This window comes from Flavihumibacter stibioxidans (genome assembly GCF_014332695.1).
Classification (GTDB): Bacteria; Bacteroidota; Bacteroidia; order Chitinophagales; family Chitinophagaceae; genus Flavihumibacter; species Flavihumibacter stibioxidans.
Window position 1 is genome coordinate 906610 of the sequence record NZ_MBUA01000012.1, and the last position, 17919, is coordinate 924528.

Genomic DNA, 17919 nt, shown 5'->3' on the forward strand with positions numbered 1-17919 from the left:
TTTAGAGAAAATACTACCAACATGTCAGAATTTGAATTTGACGCAATAGTGGTGGGTTCCGGAATCAGCGGGGGCTGGGCTGCAAAAGAACTGACCGAAAAAGGGCTGAAGGTCCTGATGCTGGAAAGGGGAAGGAATTTTGAGCACCTGAAAGACTATACCAACTCCCAGAAGGAATTCTGGGATTGGCCCCACCGTGGAACACGCACCAGGAAAATGATAGAACAATACCCTGTATTGAGCCGCGATTACCTGATGGATGAGAACCTGATGGATTACTGGCCTTTGGAGGAAGAAAATCCTTACACGGAAATCAAACGCTTTGACTGGTACCGCAGCTACCAGATGGGCGGAAGGTCAATCATGTGGGGAAGACAGAGTTACCGGCTCAGTAATTTTGATTTTGAAGCCAATGCAAAAGACGGAATCGGAACAGACTGGCCGGTTCGCTATGAAGAAATTGCCCCCTGGTATGATCATGTTGAAAAATTTGCCGGCATCAATGGGTCGCATGAAAACCTTCCGCAACTGCCCGATGGCATGTTTCAGCCGGCAATGAAAATGAACTGTGTGGAACAGGATCTCTCTGCAAAACTGAAATCATTTTATAATGGCAAGAGAGTGATGATCATGGGGCGATCTGCCAATCTCACAGAGACCCTGCCGGGAAGGAACAAATGCCAGTACCGCGATAAATGCGCACTGGGATGCCCTTTCAGCGGATACTTCAGCACCCAGTCGTCCACCCTTCCTGCTGCATTGAAGACCGGCAACCTCACCATTCATACCTGGAGCATTGTAACCAGGATATTATACGACAGAGACAGTAAAAAGGCCACCGGGGTGGAAGTGCTTGATGCCAGAACAAACAAGACCTATGAATACAGGGCCAAAATCGTTTTCCTGAATGCCTCCACACTTAACAGCACCTGGATACTGATGAACTCTGCCACCGATATCTGGCCCGATGGTTTGGGGAGCAGCAGCGGAGAACTGGGGCATAACCTGATGGACCATCATGTAGGCGCGGAAGCATCCGGGGATGTGGAGGGCTATACCGATAAATACTATTACGGAAGAAGACCAAACGGGATATATATTCCCAGGTTCAGGAATCTATTTGGCGACAAACGCGATTACCTGCGCGGCTTTGGCTACCAGGGCAGCGCCGGAAGACAGGGCTGGAACAGGGAAGTTGCAGAGTATCTGATCGGCAAAGAACTAAAAGACCTTTTAACAGAGCCCGGCAACTGGCGTTTTGGCATAGGTGCCTTCGGTGAAATGCTTCCATATCATGAAAACCGGTTGTCACTGGACAAATCCCGCAAGGATAAATGGGGCCTTCCCACATTGGCTGTTGATTGTGAGATAAAGGAAAACGAAAAAAAGATGCGCAAGGATATGGTGGGCGATGCAGTTGAAATGCTGGAGGCTATCGGCATCAAAAACATTCAGTCATCGGATGAAGCCGGCGCACCCGGCCGGGCCATTCATGAAATGGGAACTGCCCGGATGGGCCGCGAACCCGGTTCATCTGTCCTTAACAAATGGAACCAGGTCTGGGATGCCAAAAATGTATTTGTTACAGACGGCGCTTTCATGACCTCCTCAGCCTGCCAGAATCCCTCACTTACCTATATGGCCTTTACCGCAAGAGCCGCCAACTTCGCGGTGGAAGAACTAAAAAGAGGAAATTTATAAGTACTAAAATCTGCCATGCAAAAAACAACAGGCTTGCCATCCAGCCCACCCAAAAGCAATTTTTATCCGATCCTGATCATTGGAATCCTGTTTTTCATCTTCGGATTCGTTACCTGGCTGAACGGCACACTTATACCGTTCCTGAAAATCACCTGTGAACTCAGGAGTGATACCCAGGCTTTTCTGGTAGTGACCGCATCTTACATGGCGTATTTCTTCCTGGCATTACCTTCGGCAACCATCCTTAAATATACTGGCTACAAAAAAGGCATGTCGCTGGGTTTAATGGTAATGGTAGCGGGCACACTGTTGTTCCTGCCAGCCGCCGACCAACGCAGCTTCGGACTCTTCCTTACCGGGCTTTTTATACAGGGGGCGGGGCTGGCCTTGCTGCAAACAGCTTCCAATCCTTATATCAGCATCCTGGGCCCCATAGAAAGCGCAGCAAAAAGGATCAGCATCATGGGCATCTGCAATAAAGTTGCCGGAGCCATCAGCCCACTGATTCTCGGAACACTGCTGCTTTCCAATATTGGCGTAACACAAAATGCACTGAACACCACCACAGAACCCGCAGCCAGAGAGAAACTGCTGGAAGAACTTGCCTCCCGTATCCACACCCCTTACATTATTATGGCCATCGTACTGGTAGCCCTTGCAATAATGATCTACCGGTCTGCACTACCCGAAATAAAGGATGAGGAAGATATTGCTTCCGATGGTACTACAGAAGAAAAAAGCATCTTTTCTTTCAGCCATCTCTGGTTAGGCGTAATCTGCATCTTCCTCTATGTAGGCGCCGAAGTAATGGCCGGCGATGCAATCGGCATTTACGGAAATTCCATGGGCATGCCCCTGGAGAAAACCAAATACTTTACTTCCTTTACCCTGACAGCCATGCTCATCGGATACATCATAGGTATCATCACGATCCCGAAATATTTATCACAGCAGACAGCGCTCAAAATGTCGGCACTACTGGGCCTCCTATTCACCATCGCAACCTACTTCACCACCGGATATACTGCCATAACTATGGTGGCTATGCTCGGACTGGCCAATGCCCTGATGTGGCCTGCAATATTCCCGCTGGCTATTAATGGGCTTGGTTCAAAAACCAAAACCGGCGCGGCACTGCTCATCATGGGTATTGCCGGGGGGGCCATCATTCCACTTTTATTTGGTGAGTTGAAAAGCATTCCGTCAATAGGGTTTAAATCAGCCTTCCTGCTCTGCCTCATTCCCAGTTATGCCTATATCCTGTATTATGCACAGGCTGGGCACAAACCGCGTAAATAATACTTCAACGACTTTTCTGAACAATGTATATAGATATCAGTACCAATAACCAGGGGCAACTAGGAACAGGCCTTCCGGAAGAACCGGATGAGATCTGTGACTTGCTGAAAAAAGAAGCAACCCGCCAGTTTACCAAACATAAAATTCCGGCAACCAGGCAGGAGTGGTCTGGTATGAAAGATCGCATCTATGATAACATACTGAAAAAAGCCGGCATCGCTTTCTTCCCTGAACTTGATTTTGATGAACAGGTTACCGGGAGGTCGCGGGTAATGAATTACAGTATCAAGAACATCTACTTCCAAACTCTGCCGGGAGTTTATGCCACCGGCAACCTATATATTCCTGATGGAGATGGGCCCTTCCCAGCTGTCATAAACTTTCATGGACATATCCTGGATTCCAAACTTAATCATTCCGTACAGAAGAGGGCACACATCCTGGCAAGAAATGGATTTGCCTGTTTCTGCATGGACACATTCGGAACAGGAGAAAGATCCATTAAACCAGATGATTCCGATTACCATGGTGGCATGGACGGAGCAAACCATTTCAACAATGGTCAGAGCCTGCTGGGCATACAGGTGTCTGAAAATATGCGGATTGTCGATTTCCTTTCCTCACTTGACTTCATTGATAAAAACAATATTGGCGCAACAGGTGAGAGTGGTGGCGGTAACCAGGCGATGTGGCTGGCAGCCATCGATAAAAGGATCAAAGCTGCAATGCCTGTAGTAAGTGTGGGTACTTTTGAGGCATTTGTAATGGCTCACAATTGCGTATGCGAAACACTGCCGGATGGACTCACCTTTTGCGAGGAATCTCAGATACTTGGGTTGATAGCACCAAGGGCATTGAATGTATGCAATGCCCTCCAGGAAAAACACAAGGCATTTACGGCAACAGAAATGTTGCGGACAGTTAAAAACACCGGAAAGATCTACAGACTGGTTAACGCAAGTGAAAATTTTCATGTGCAGATTTTCAATAACGAACACGAGTACTCGAAAGAAATGCAGTTTGCCATGATCAACTGGTTTAACAGCCACCTGAAAGAAAACGAAAAACAGGGGCCTGTAAACCTGGATACAGAGTTGCTGGAGAAGGAAGAGCTAAAGGTGTTTCAACATAAAAAACGGGACAGCAAAATCATTTCACAACCGGATTATCTGCGCATCACCAGCAATTCAATCCTCTCCCAAAAAAAATTCAGCGGAAATGCTGAAACGGAACTGCAGGAGTTGAAAAAAATAGTACGTATTCAGAATTGGTGGTCTGTTGAAAAAACAAATGAACAGAGCCTGAATAAAAACCGCATTTTGAAATCCATTTGCACCGATACAGGCATCCGGATCCCCGTCATATTTCAGGCTTCTGAAAACGAATCAGATATTTTTATCATCAGTGCGGATCCGGATGGTAAAGAAACCACCATAGACAAGGCTTGTCCTACCCAGGGAAATGCCGAAAAAGTATCATTTGACCTGCTTGGAACCGGAGAACTTTCATCGCCGGTTGCCAGTTTTTATGACAATGAAATTACGCCATTTCATACTTTATCAAGAACGCTTATCTGGTTGGGAAAAACGGTTGTAGGCGAATGGATAAAGGAATTTAAAGTCATCCTGGATCTTATCAGAAAATCAAAACCAGATGCAACTCTCCGGGTATCTGCAAACCGGGAAGCAGGCGTAGCCGCCATATTACTCAGTGCACTTTATCCCGGCATTGACGAACTCATACTCTGTGACAGCCTGGTAAGCTATGTATATGAAGAAAAACCGGAGGTGGAATATTTCAACATGTCCATTACCCTGCCCGGAATCATTCCCTGGGGCGACCTCGTTCATGCCATGGCGCTTTCCCATTCAAAAATCAGTATTACTAATCCAAGAAATCTTCACGGTAAAATTTTAACGGAAGATAAAAAAGCCGCCTTATTGGAAAAATACAACCTGCTGGCCACACAATACCGGTCAAAGGGTTCATTGCATTTTAATTAATCATTTATTCAAAATATATGCAGATACATGTGAATAAGAATGTCCCGGATCTGGGACATGCAGCAGGAACACTTACTTCAGCACTTATAAAACAGGCGATCCGTGAAAAAGGCCAGGCCAATGTAATACTTGCAACCGGCGCCAGCCAGTTTGAAACATTGCGTTATCTCATCAATGATAAGGAAATTGATTGGTCTGGGGTTGTAATGTTCCACCTCGATGAATATATTGGCTTGCCGGAAAGCCATCCCGCCAGTTTCAGGAAATACCTGAAAGAACGTTTTCTCATTCAGGTGCCGGCTCTTAAAGAAATCCACCTGATCAATGGCGAAACAGATCCTGAGGCTGAATGCAAAAAACTGTCGGAAGCTATCGCAAAATACCCTATAGATGTAGCATTGGTTGGAATCGGAGAGAATGGTCACCTGGCTTTTAATGACCCCCCGGCAGATTTTGACACTGAGATTCCCTACATCATTGTCAATCTCGATGAAGCCTGCCGCAGGCAACAAATGGGCGAGGGATGGTTTAACACCATCGACGAAGTACCCGCACAGGCAATCAGTATGTCGGTTCAGCAGATCATGAAATCAAAACACATCATCTGCTCGGTACCCGACAAGCGGAAGGCGGAAGCAGTCAGGAACTGCCTGAAAAATGAAGTGAGTAACCTCTTCCCTTCAAGTATTCTGCAGCAGCATGCACATTGTGATATATTCTTAGATGAAGACTCTGCATCACTCTTATAATCCCATCAAGCCTGGTTACCTGATATGAAAACCATCATCACCAACGGACAGCTCATAACCGAAAACGGCATCATACCAAACGGTGCTGTCCTTTATGAAAATGGCAGGATCAGGGCCCTGGGCAATCACTTGCCGGTTAATGCTGCCGATGAGGTGATAGATGTCAGGGGGAATTATATCTCCCCGGGATTCATCGACCTGCATGTACACGGCGGCGGCGGTTATGATTTTATGGATGGCACAAAAGCAGCCTTTGAAGGAATTTTCCGCGCACACATGAAACATGGCACCACCAGCATGATGCCAACCACACTCACCAGTACAAAAGAAGAAATCCACAAGGTGCTGGACTGTTATGAGGAAATAGCCAGGCTTCATGGAACCGGATGCAACCTGCTGGGAGTTCATATTGAGGGCCCCTATTTCGCCATGAACCATCGCGGGGCCCAGGACCCCAGATTTATCCGCAACCCAGAACCTGCTGAATACAGGGATATCCTGGCAAAACACTCCTGTATCAGGAGATGGAGCATAGCGCCGGAACTGGAGGGAGCGCTGGAAATGGGGGATCACCTTTCATCTTTGGGAATCATTCCCTCAATTGCGCATACAGATGCCGTTTATGACGATGTGGTGGAAGCCATGAAACACGGATACTCGCTGGTTACACATCTCTACTCAGCCATGAACGGTGTGATCAGGCGGGGGGCATACCGGTTTGCCGGCACAGTGGAGTCCGCTTTCCTGATCGATGAACTGGATGTGGAGATCATCGCCGACGGCAAACACCTCCCAATACCCCTGCTGCAACTGATCTTCAAAATAAAAGGGGCGGAAAGGATTGCGCTGGTCACCGATGCCATGAGGGCTGCGGATACCAATGTTACCCGGACTGTCCTGGGAAAAATGGATGACGGCCTGCCAGTGATCATAGAAGATGATGTAGCCAAACTTCCAGATAAGTCTTCTTTCGCCGGCAGCATCGCCACAGCCGACAGGCTCGTGCGCGTGATGTGGAAAGATGCCGGTATAAACCTGCCGGACGTCATTAAAATGATGTGCACCACGCCGGCAAGGATAGCGGGAGTTGCAAAAACCAAAGGCAGCCTGGCAATAGGCAAGGACGCTGATATTACCATATTTGACGATACCGTAACCGTTCAGCAGGTCATAATAGGCGGTTCCCAATTATATTAAAGCATGAAGAACAAGATACTGAAATTATCACCGGCCGACAATGTACTCGTTGCGTTGACTGACCTTCGTAAAGGCGAATTAGTCTCCTGTGAAAACGAGGAATTCCTGTTACAGGAACCCATACCCGCCAAGCATAAATTTTTTATGAATGATATGGCTTCGGGCGACAGCGTTTTTATGTATGGCGTGCTGGTTGGCAAACTCCTGCATGCAGTTTCCAAAGGAACAAAAGTGCATACCGGCAATACGCGCCATGCTGCGGAGCCCTACCGCTATCGCGGTTATGATTATAAATGGCAGGCACCGGACACCAGCCGGTTCAGGGGACTGACATTCAACGGTTTTCACCGGAGTGATGGCAGGGTAGGCACTGCTAATTACTGGATTTTCATCCCCACTGTTTTTTGTGAAAACAGGAACCTGGACGTGATTCGCGAAGTTCTTGAAAACGAGCTGGGATATTCAGCAACAGAAAAATACAGGTCCTATACCAACAGCTTGCTATCGGCATATAAGGATGCCCGTCCCTTATCTGATGCAGCCATGCATTCATTTGGTCCGGATCCCACACGAACAGACAGGCCTTTTAAGAATGTAGATGGCATCCGCTTCCTGAAGCACGAGGGCGGTTGCGGCGGCATCAGACAGGACGCAGCGGTATTGGGTAAATTACTCGCAGCATATGCCAACCACCCCAATGTTGGCGGAGTAACGATTTTAAGTCTTGGCTGCCAAAACCTCCAGGTAACGGAATTACTGGAAGAAATTAAAACACAAAACCCCGGATTCAACAAACCAATGGTTGTGCTCGAACAGCAACAGGCCGGAACTGAGGAAGAACTGATCACCACTGCCATCCGAAAAACTTTCGAAGGCCTGATAGCCATTAATCAGCAGGAAAGAAAACCAGCACCACTGGACAAACTCTGCATTGGTGTGAAGTGTGGCGGCAGTGACGGTTTCAGTGGAATTTCCGCCAACCCTGCTGTAGGCTATTGTGCCGACCTGCTGGTTGCCCTTGGCGGAAAAATTATTCTGGCGGAATTTCCTGAACTCTGCGGTGTTGAACAGGATCTGCTCGATCGTACGGAAGATCCTGGCGCTGCACAGAAATTTATTGACCTCATGAAGAACTATGAATCGATTGTCACCCGCGCTGGTTCCGGCTTTCACATGAATCCATCACCTGGCAATATCAGGGATGGACTGATCACCGATGCCATGAAAAGCGCAGGGGCGGCAAAGAAGGGAGGCACTTCACCTATAACCGATGTGCTGGATTATACCGAACCTGCAGTAAAGCCGGGACTGAATCTTCTCTGCACACCAGGGAACGATGTGGAAGCTACAACAGGCAAAGCTGCCAGCGGCGCCACCCTGATTCTCTTTACTACCGGCCTGGGAACCCCTACCGGCAATCCCATATGTCCTACCATCAAAATCGCTACAAACTCAGTATTGGCGAAAAAAATGAAAGATATCATTGATATTGATACCGGAGCTATTATTGATGGAACAAAAACCATTTCGGAAATGGGAGAGGATATCCTGCACTTTTGCATTCACTGCGCGAGTGGTGAAATTGTTCCGAAGGCTGTACTCCTTAACCAGAATGATTTCATTCCCTGGAAAAGAGGTGTATCCCTATAATACCGGAACAGCTGTCAGATCACCTTCCACGCAGGTAACCCGCTGGAAACCGTCCAGTTTAAGGAGCGAATAGGCTATTGTAGCACGGTATCCGCTGTCGCAACATAATAAATAGCTGCGGCTCTTTTGCAACTGACCCGATTTATGCGGAATGGATTCCAATGGCATATTTATAGACTGTGGCAGGTGGTGTGCTTTGTATTCACATTCAGTCCGGAGGTCGAGTATTACCAACCCCGGCTCCTTCACGGTAAAACCCGCATATTGCTGGTGTCCTATGACAGGCACAGCGGCCGTCTCAAAACCATCCTTTGACCAGCCTTTCACCCCTTCCTTCAGGTAGCCGATAATATTGTGGTATCCGATGCGCGACAGGTGAATGATGCTCTCCCGTTCACGCCCCTTTTCCGTGACCAGTAAGATCGGCTGGCGGATATCCTTCACCACGTTCCCCACCCAGGAGGAAAAGTCATCACACAATCCGATAAACAGTGATCCCGGAATATATTGACGCTGGAAATCAGCTACCTGCCGGGTATCTATCACTACTGCATCCTCAGCCTGCCATTGGAGGTAAAAATCCTTTGACGAAAGCGCCCGGTTCCCTTTTTTCAATACCTCTTCCAGGTCGGGAATATCACCTGTTGCGTTCATCAGGATATTAAATGGATAATACGCCGGCGGTTCCGCCAGGTTTTCCGTTACCCGCCTGATAAACTCATCCCTGGTAATGTCCTGACTCAGTGCAAAATTCGTCTGCTTTTGCCGGCCCAGGGTATCAAAGGTCATTTCACCTATCTTTCTGCCACAGGCACTTCCGGCCCCATGACCCGGATATACCAGCACCTCATCTGCCAGTGGTATGATCTTGTTCCTCAGCGAATCAAATAGGAGGCCTGCAAGAAAGTCCGGGGTCATCTCCGCCTTCACCCGCTGCACGAGATCAGGGCGGCCCACATCATCAATGAAAAGGGTATCACCGGTAAATATCGCATAGTCTTTCCCGTTATTATCTATTAACAGGTAGGTACTCGATTCGAGAGAATGTCCCGGTGTATGCATCACCCTGATGCTGCAATCGCCCAGGGATAATATTTCGCCATCCTTTGCCACATGTGCCTTGTACATGGGCGTGGCAGTGGGGCCGAAAACAATGGTTGCCCCTGTCTTTTCGGCCAGCTCCTGGTGGCCACTCACGAAATCGGCATGAAAATGCGTTTCCAGGATAAAGCGGATTTTAGCCTTGTTCTTCCTGGCAAGCGTAAGATAGGGCTGAGGGTCCCGCAAAGGGTCAATAATGGCCGCCTCCCCATTACACTCAATATAATAGGAAGCCTCGGCAAGACCCCTGGTATATAACTGTTCTATTTTCATACATCATACGCTTAAAGAATGGCCATCGATTGACACCTCCAAAATTGCAACAGCCGCCTCTCTCCATAAGTGCTTAATGTTACAGATAACCATGAATTTGATCAGCTCCAGCGGAATGGTGTTTTTCATGGAAATTATAGGACTTGCCGGGTCCTGCGTGATATTTGTCACGAAGCCTTTTTCCAAATCATCGTAACTGGCATATAAAATATTATGCCATATGCCGGTTAAGCACCAGATAGTAATCATTGGCGGAGGAAATGCAGGCATTTCCGTAGCGTCCAAACTGCTCCTTAAAGACAAACAACTTGATATCGCGATCATTGATCCTGCCGACAAACATTATTACCAGCCTGCATGGACACTGGTAGGCGGCGGTGTTTTTGACATCAACGCCACGGTTCGCAACGAAGCGGATGTGATGCCCAAAGGCGTGAAATGGATCAAACAGAAGGTAACCTCCTTCTCACCGGAAGAAAACTCCGTACAACTCGACAACAACGAAACCGTAACCTATGAGTTCCTGGTAGTTGCTGCCGGTATCCAGCTCAACTGGGGTGAAATCAAAGGACTGAAGGAAACCCTTGGTAAAAACAATGTTTGCTCCAATTACAGCTTCGATTATGCACCTTATACTTTTGAATGCCTGAAAAACCTGAAAGGCGGAAAGGCTATTTTCACCAACCCTCACACCCCGGTAAAATGCGGTGGCGCGCCTCACAAGATCATGTACCTGGCAGCAGACTATTTCCGCAAAAACGGACTGCTGGATAAGGTGGATATCCAGTACTGGAGTGGCGCAGGCAAGCTCTTTGCTGTTCCGCACTACGAAAAGACACTGCTGAAAGTGGTGGAAAAAGGAAATATCAAACTCAACTTCAACGTAAAACTGGTTGAAATTGACGGCCCGGGGAAAAAGGCAAAATTTGTTGGTATCGGCGAAAAGAACAAGGATGAAGAGTACCTGGTCGATTTTGATATGATCCACGTAACCCCGCCGCAAAGCGCACCGGATTTTATCAGGAACAGTTCCCTGGCCAATGCCGCCGGCTGGGTGGATGTTGACAAACACAGTTTGCAGCACAACAAATACCCCAATATTTTTTCACTGGGCGACTCCTCCGGCCTGCCCACCAGCAAAACAGGTGCGGCCATCCGCAAACAGTCACCCGTACTGGTAGAAAACCTGCTGGCATGCATCAGGCAGCAGGCTTTTACCGCCAAATATGATGGCTACACTTCCTGTCCGCTGGTAACAGGTTACGGCAAACTGGTACTGGCAGAATTTGATTACGAGAACAAACCCCAGGAGACCTTCCCTATTGACCAGAGCAAGGAAAGGTGGAGCATGTACATGCTGAAGCGCCATATCCTTCCCTGGCTCTACTGGGCTAAGATTTTACCCGGAAAAGCTTAATACATCAACTAAAAACAAAAACAATCTAACGATGGCTACTGTCAATGACATTCTGAAGTTTCGCGCAACCAATCAGATTTACCAGGTAAGGCCTGATATCTCTGTTTATGACGCGGTTAAGGTAATGGGCGAAAACAACGCAGGTTCCGTGCTGGTAATGGACCAGGATGGCACTATGCTGGGCATCCTGACGGAAAGGGATTACGCACGTAAAATTGTGCTGAAGGGAAAGCGCTCCATTGATACACTGGTCAGCGAAATCATGACGCCGGCCGAAAAAATCATCCACGTGGGCAGGGGTACCAGTATCCAGGAATGCATGGAAAAAATGTCAGGTAAAAAGATCAGGCACCTGCCTGTACTCGAAAATGGCAAACCTGTAAGTGTCATCAGTATTGGCGATGTGGTTTCCTTACTGATCCGCGAACAGGAACACACCATCCAGGTTATGTCCAACTATATCCAGGGCGTCAACATCTGACTATTTTAATCCCCCATACCATCATCAGGGTCCTTTCGGGCCCTGGTTTTTTTATTCCTGCCATTCAGTAAATAGTACCATAAAGAACGAAATTCTGTCCATACCTTTAAAGAGGGTTAGGTGTAGCTTTGCAAAAGATAATTGGTTGTAAACAACAGGATAATATGCCGGAACAAATACCAACCGTCGGAATGTGTAACCTACTGGGAGATGATTTCACATTGAACGACATCCTGATCTATCACCTGAGCGATTTCCTGAAAACCCATCCCAATATGGTTTTCCCGCATCGGCACTCATTCTTCCAGATCCTTTATTTCACCAAAAGCGGCGGAAAACACACGATTGATTTTGATGGATATGAGGCAGAAGCCGGACAGATCTATTTCATGATACCCGGACAGGTGCATACATGGAGCTTCACTGACAACACTGAAGGCTTTCTGGTAAATTTTACTGAATCCTTTTTCAGTTCTGTTTTTATCAACCCGCATTATATTTCCGACTTCCCTTTTTTCAGCGGAATTTCTGGTGACAATGTGCTGAAGGTTCCGAAAAAAATGCAACCGGAACTGCTGCAGTTGTTTATCAATATGCAGGCAGAATGCAAGAGCCAGCAGGAATATAAATATGATTACCTGCGCGCCAAACTGGTGGAATTGTTTGTACTGGTCAGCAGGAAACTCGTGAGTGACAAAACCAGCAAACTAACCCGCCACAATTATCTCATCCTGCGGAATTTCCAGAAACTGATCGAACAACAATACAAGGTCAACAAGCTGCCCAAGGAATATGCTGAGCTGTTGTTTATTACTCCCAATCACCTGAACGCGCTGTGCAAAAGCACCCTGGGCAAAGCAGCCGGCGAAATCATCCGCGACCGCGTGTTGCTGGAAGCCAGGCGCCTGCTTGTAAATTCCGACTATAATGTTTCACAAATATCTCACCAGTTGAATTTCGATGACCCCTCCTATTTCGTCAAGTTCTTCAAGAAATACATCGGCGTTACACCGGAGGAATTCAGAAAAACCAAACTGGCCATCAAATAAAATTTGTCATCATGGATGTAGAAGTATTATCGCGGATCCAATTTGCCTTCACTATCGCCTTCCATTATATCTATCCGCCGCTTAGTATCGGACTGGGGTTGATCCTGGTGATCATGGAAGGGCTCTACCTGAAAACAGGGAAAAAGATTTATGAAGACATGACCCGATTCTGGATCAAGATCTTTGCTCTCATCTTCGGACTGGGTGTGGCTACCGGCATCATCATGGAATTTGAATTCGGTACTAACTGGGCCACCTATTCGAAATATGTGGGAGATATTTTCGGCAGTGCGCTGGCAGCCGAAGGTATCTTCGCCTTCGCCCTGGAGAGCGGCTTCCTGGGAATTCTCCTGTTTGGCTGGAACCGTGTCAGTTCAAAAGTCCATTTCTTTTCCACTATCATGGTATTCCTTGGATCCATGTTCAGCGCTGTCTGGATCGTGGTTGCCAACAGCTGGCAGCAAACCCCTGCCGGATACCATATTGTGGGTGATGGCCTGAATGCAAGGGCCGAGATCACAGATTTCTGGGCCATGGTTTTTAATCCTTCCAGTGTTGACAGGCTGACCCATGTATGGATAGGCGCTTTCCTCGCCGGAGCATTCCTGGTATTGAGTGTGAACGCGTATTATATACTTAAGAATAAACACCTCGAAATCGCCCGGCCTTCTTTTAAAATCGCACTGGCAGTTGCCACCATCTTCTCCCTGGCGCAATTGTTCACCGGGCATAAAAGCGCCGACGGTGTAGCTGTTAACCAACCCGCAAAACTAGCCGCACTGGAAGGTCATTTTGACAGCACTGCCGCAGCAGACATGTATTTGCTGGGATGGGTGAACAAGGAAAGCCAGACCACCAGCGGACTAAAAATTCCCGGCGGACTCAGTTTCCTGATTCACTACGATTTCAAGACACCGGTTACCGGGTTGAATGCTTTTAAACCCGAAGACCGCCCTTCACAGGTAAATGCTGTTTTTCAATTTTACCATATCATGGTTGCCATCGGCATGGCTTTGATCGCTCTGACGCTTTATGCAAGCTGGTTATGGAAACGCGGCACCCTGTTTGATAAAAAATGGCTCATGACCATTTTCGTGTGGGCGGTACTGTTACCCCAGATTGCCAACCAGGCGGGATGGTTCGCAGCAGAAATGGGCCGCCAGCCCTGGGTCGTATACGGATTACTCAGGACCTCCGATGCCCTGTCCAATGCGGTTAAAGCAGAGCAGGTGCTGATCTCCCTGATTATGTTCACCCTGGTTTACCTGACCCTGCTCATACTATTCCTTTATTTGCTGAACAAAAAGATCCAGCATGGACCGGTTATGACAGAGCATCACGGCGAAGACGATGAATCCGGGGATTCCAGCAGGAGACAAAACCCCATCATGCACCATTAAACTTTAGCTATGTTTTTAGGAATCGATTACAATACATTGTGGTTTCTGGTATTCGGCGCAGTGATTACCGGATACGCCATTCTCGACGGCTTTGACCTGGGTGCCGGGGCCCTCCACCTCTTTCTCAAAAAGGAAAAGAGCCGCAGGATTGCTTTAAATGCCATCGGACCTGTCTGGGATGGTAATGAAGTATGGCTGGTGATCGCGGGAGGTGCATTGTTCGCAGGCTTCCCGGTTGCATATGCTGCAGTGTTTTCAGCATTTTACCTTCCGGCTATGATCTTCCTGATCGGACTGATCTGGCGTGCCGTGGCCATAGAGTTCAGAAGTAAGGAACCCGGACCTAAATGGCGGCTGACCTGGGATATCGTATATACTTTCGCCTGTGTGGTGGTGACCCTGTCATTGGGGCTCATGCTTGGAAACGTGGCACTGGGATTGCCACTGAATGAGCAAAAAGAATTCGCCGGCGGAATGGGCACCTTCTTCAACCCGTTTTCAATTATGGTGGCCGTAACCACACTGGCACTTTTCATGACACACGGAGCCATCTACCTGGCCATGAAAACCGAAGACAGGCTTTATACCAGGCTGACCATCCTGGCAAAAAACTTCAATATATTTTTCCTGGTTGTATTTGCACTAACGACCTTGTATACCCTATTATATATTCCGCACCTGAGTGATAAAATAAGAAGTAATCCGGCCTACTTTATTTTCCCCGCCATCATGCTGCTGGCCATTGCCAATATCCCCCGGCAACTGAAAAAAGGGAACTACGGCTTCGCTTTCATCAGCTCTTCCGTGACGATTGCCGCACTGCTGGTGGCAGTAGCCGTGGAAGTCTTTCCCAACCTCCTGTATGCCAGCAACAACCCGGCCAACAGCATCACCATCGACAATGCAGCTTCATCACAAAAAACCATGGGAACCCTGCTGCTTATTGCTGCAATTGGCACGCCCCTGGTCGGCATTTATACCAGCTTTGTTTTCTGGACCTTTAAAGGCAAGGTTAAACTGGATGAAACAAGTTATTGATCAATGATCTCCCATTCCATCACATCGGAATGAATATGCTCCCTTTTCATGATCCTGCTGAATTTCCTGAGCAGGTTACGGTTTTGCGGAGCGAGATCTGTTGTTTCAGCAGGGTCAGTGGACAGGTCATATAATTGCCAGCGCGCTTTGGGAACATTTTTCAGGTTGGTCTTCACCGCCTTCCAGTTACCCATGCGGATAGCCAGCTGGCCGTTCTTTTCAGGATATTCAAAATAGAGATACCTGTGTTTTTTCTGTTCACCCTTTCCAAGCAATTCCGGCAGAAAGGATATGCCATCCGACTTCGCGGGCATTCCCTGCCCGGTTAATTCAGCCAGTGTTGCCATCAGGTCATACTGCGCCGACACAAGGTCGCTGGTGGTTCCGGGTGCAATCCTGCCAGGCCAGCGGGCAATAAAGGGAACCCTGATCCCGCCTTCGTACAAATCCATTTTCAGTCCCCGCAAACCCGCCACACTGTTGAAAAAAGCTGCCTCCACACCACCAGAATTAAAGGTGGTGCCATTATCACTGCTGAACATGATCAGGGTGTTTTCATCCATTCCCATCGCCTTTATCTTATCCATAATAATCCCTACCTGCGCATCCAGGTAACTGATCATGGCGGCATAAGCAGAACGGGGGTACTGGTGTGATGCATAACCCCGCTGCCCATAATAAGGTGCTTCCTCAAACTGTCCCCGGTATTTTTCCACCCACTCATCAGGCACCTGTAACGAAACATGCGGAAGGGTATAGGGCAGGTATAAAAAGAATGGTTTTTGCTGATTCAGGCTGATGAACTCAAGTGCTTTTTCCGTCATCTTCTGCGGCGCATAATCACGCCCCTTGAATGAATCAAAGTCTTTTTGGGTGGCTGTTTTGGGATCCAGGGGGCGGTGAACATAGTTGAAGGGCTGGCGCAGCGTATCCCACTGGTCGGATTCCCATAAGTGAGTCGGATAAAAATTGTGCGACTGCTTCTGGTCAAGGTAACCGTAATAATAATCGAAACCCTGGTTGCAGGGATTGCCTTCCGTGACATGCATACCCAGTCCCCATTTACCCACCAGTGCCGTCCTATAACCCCTTTGCCGGAGCAGTTGGGCTACAGTAAATGCCTTGTCCGGCAGCGGCATCTGGCCGCGTTCTGAACTGTCCTCGAATCCCCCCAGTTCATAATTGCCCCTGATAAAGGAATGGCCCGCATGTTTACCTGTCATCAGTATCGCCCTCGAAGGCGCACACACCGGCGCCCCTGCATAATGCTGGGTAAACCGTTTTCCCTCTGCGGCCATCCGGTCGAGATTGGGAGTTTTAATCTTTTTCTGTCCGTAGCAGCCCAGTTCACCATAGCCGAGATCATCTGCATAGATGTAGATAATGTTTGGCAATGCAGGCTGGCCGGCTGGCCGGATCTCATTGCCTGCATGTTGTGCGTTGGCGATATGGCAGGCGGCAACAGCCAAAATAGTCAGGGAATAAAAGCTTCGGCGAAATAACCGGCGTGAATTGTACATGGATCAGAATTCAGTCACTAAAATAGGTCACCTGATTCAATCCACCAGCTTCATTCGCCATAATCAGGGCGTCTTTGATCAGGGAGGCTCCAATCAGGGAGTCTCCGACAATTCTTTCAGTTTCTCCAAAGCTTTCGGCCAGGTATCCATAAAATAGTTGCGCATTTCATCATTCATATCCATTTCCACAACCAGTTCTGTGTCGCCGTCTTTTTCAATAAGTGTATAGTTCTCTTCGGCCCCGGCCCATGCTTTCACCTTATCACTGGTTGTATCTTCCACACCATTTTTCACTTCACCCAGGTGCCGGAAAGACATATACTCCGGCGGCCTTTTGGCGACGATCCGGCTTACCATGCCATTGCCACCCGGTGACAGAAACAGGACACTGCTCCCTTCCTGCCAGTCTGTTTCCGCATAAGATCCCTCACAAAATGCGGTTGTCCATTTACGGTAGTTACTGTCGTCCCACAGGATGTTCCATACCTTTTCCCTTGACGCGTTGATCAACACCCGAAATGATTGCTTTTCCATAAAAGAGGTTTCTTAATGATGGGATGAATACTTCAGCAGCCAGTGGTACCCAAAGGGATCGGTGAGGCCGCCAAATAAAGCACCCCAATGGGTTTGTTCAATCGCATGGGTGGCTTTGCCTCCCTTTGAAAGCCGGTCAAAACAGTTTTCCATCTCTTCCCGGCTCCTGCACTCCAGCAATATGGATACGGCATTGCCTTTCACGAGTCCGTCATCACCAACCATATCGGTTCCCATCAGCACCAGGCCATCCTTCACCAGGGAGGCATGCAGGATGAAATGCCTGAAATCAGCCGGGAGTTTTTCCGCCACGGGAACATCCCCAAGGGTTTGCAGGTGCAGTTCACCACCCAGGCACTGCTGGTAAAACAACATAGCTTCCCGGCAATTGCCATTAAAGGTGAGGTAAGAGATCAGTTGATTCATGCGCTGCCACATTACCCAATAAAATTCTGCTGTTTTACCGGAATCCAGGCGGCGTAAACCCGACGATTTGCGGGGTTGATT

15 protein-coding genes are annotated in these 17919 nt (G+C 48.1%); 11 read left to right on the forward strand and 4 right to left on the reverse strand.

The features are described from left to right. Positions 1 to 21 precede the first annotated feature (21 nt). Genes BC349_RS10955 through BC349_RS10980 form a run of 6 tightly spaced genes read left to right on the forward strand, consistent with a single transcriptional unit; the run spans position 22 to position 8599 of the window. Positions 22 to 1701 (forward strand): GMC oxidoreductase, encoded by a 1680-nt coding sequence (locus BC349_RS10955; RefSeq protein WP_187256760.1) that lies wholly within the window; start codon positions 22 to 24, stop codon positions 1699 to 1701. A 15-nt stretch (positions 1702 to 1716) separates the two neighbouring features. Further along, positions 1717 to 3000, forward strand: coding sequence for a sugar MFS transporter (locus tag BC349_RS10960; protein WP_187256761.1), 1284 nt, complete (start codon positions 1717 to 1719; stop codon positions 2998 to 3000). A gap of 23 nt (positions 3001 to 3023) precedes the next feature. Further along, positions 3024 to 5003 carry an alpha/beta hydrolase family protein gene (locus tag BC349_RS10965; protein ID WP_187256762.1) on the forward strand — a complete coding sequence of 660 codons (1980 nt, stop codon included), beginning with the start codon at positions 3024 to 3026 and terminating at the stop codon, positions 5001 to 5003. 29 nt (positions 5004 to 5032) lie between these two features. Continuing rightward, positions 5033 to 5752: a glucosamine-6-phosphate deaminase gene (locus tag BC349_RS10970; protein WP_343063680.1), complete on the forward strand. Its 720-nt coding sequence runs from the start codon at positions 5033 to 5035 to the stop codon at positions 5750 to 5752. A gap of 24 nt (positions 5753 to 5776) precedes the next feature. Beyond that, complete coding sequence (gene nagA / locus BC349_RS10975; RefSeq protein ID WP_187256764.1) at positions 5777 to 6949, forward strand: N-acetylglucosamine-6-phosphate deacetylase; 1173 nt, start codon at positions 5777 to 5779, stop codon at positions 6947 to 6949. Positions 6950 to 6952: 3 nt separating this feature from the next. After that, on the forward strand, positions 6953 to 8599 hold the full coding sequence (locus tag BC349_RS10980; protein ID WP_187256765.1) for a UxaA family hydrolase: 1647 nt from the start codon (positions 6953 to 6955) through the stop codon (positions 8597 to 8599). Here the strand turns inward: BC349_RS10980 and BC349_RS10985 are convergent. Further along, positions 8594 to 9973, reverse strand: coding sequence for an MBL fold metallo-hydrolase (locus BC349_RS10985; protein ID WP_187256766.1), 1380 nt, complete (start codon positions 9971 to 9973; stop codon positions 8594 to 8596). The genes BC349_RS10980 and BC349_RS10985 overlap by 6 nt on opposite strands. A 220-nt stretch (positions 9974 to 10193) precedes the next feature. On the opposite strand from BC349_RS10985, the gene BC349_RS10990 reads away from it, so the two are divergent. From BC349_RS10990 to cydB, 5 genes are all read left to right on the forward strand, one after another. After that, positions 10194 to 11390 (forward strand): NAD(P)/FAD-dependent oxidoreductase, encoded by a 1197-nt coding sequence (locus BC349_RS10990; protein ID WP_187256767.1) that lies wholly within the window; start codon positions 10194 to 10196, stop codon positions 11388 to 11390. 31 nt (positions 11391 to 11421) lie between these two features. Beyond that, the gene (locus BC349_RS10995; protein ID WP_187256768.1) at positions 11422 to 11871 is read left to right on the forward strand and encodes a CBS domain-containing protein; all 450 of its coding nucleotides are present in this window, start codon (positions 11422 to 11424) and stop codon (positions 11869 to 11871) included. 164 nt (positions 11872 to 12035) lie between these two features. Then, positions 12036 to 12920, forward strand: a complete 885-nt coding sequence (locus BC349_RS11000; RefSeq protein WP_187256769.1) for an AraC family transcriptional regulator — start codon at positions 12036 to 12038, stop codon at positions 12918 to 12920. A gap of 11 nt (positions 12921 to 12931) precedes the next feature. Further along, entirely contained in the window at positions 12932 to 14320 is a 1389-nt protein-coding gene (locus BC349_RS11005) for a cytochrome ubiquinol oxidase subunit I (protein WP_187256770.1), read from the forward strand. 9 nt (positions 14321 to 14329) lie between these two features. Then, positions 14330 to 15358, forward strand: a complete 1029-nt coding sequence (gene cydB / locus BC349_RS11010) for a cytochrome d ubiquinol oxidase subunit II (protein WP_187256771.1) — start codon at positions 14330 to 14332, stop codon at positions 15356 to 15358. On the opposite strand, the gene BC349_RS11015 is transcribed toward cydB, so the two are convergent. From BC349_RS11015 to BC349_RS11025, 3 genes are all read right to left on the reverse strand, one after another. Next, positions 15352 to 16878 carry an arylsulfatase gene (locus tag BC349_RS11015; protein WP_187256772.1) on the reverse strand — a complete coding sequence of 509 codons (1527 nt, stop codon included), beginning with the start codon at positions 16876 to 16878 and terminating at the stop codon, positions 15352 to 15354. The genes cydB and BC349_RS11015 overlap by 7 nt on opposite strands. A gap of 93 nt (positions 16879 to 16971) precedes the next feature. Further along, the gene (locus BC349_RS11020) at positions 16972 to 17412 is read right to left on the reverse strand and encodes an SRPBCC family protein (RefSeq protein WP_187256773.1); all 441 of its coding nucleotides are present in this window, start codon (positions 17410 to 17412) and stop codon (positions 16972 to 16974) included. A gap of 12 nt (positions 17413 to 17424) precedes the next feature. Further along, on the reverse strand, positions 17425 to 17838 hold the full coding sequence (locus BC349_RS11025; protein ID WP_187256774.1) for a VOC family protein: 414 nt from the start codon (positions 17836 to 17838) through the stop codon (positions 17425 to 17427). Positions 17839 to 17919: the final 81 nt, after the last annotated feature.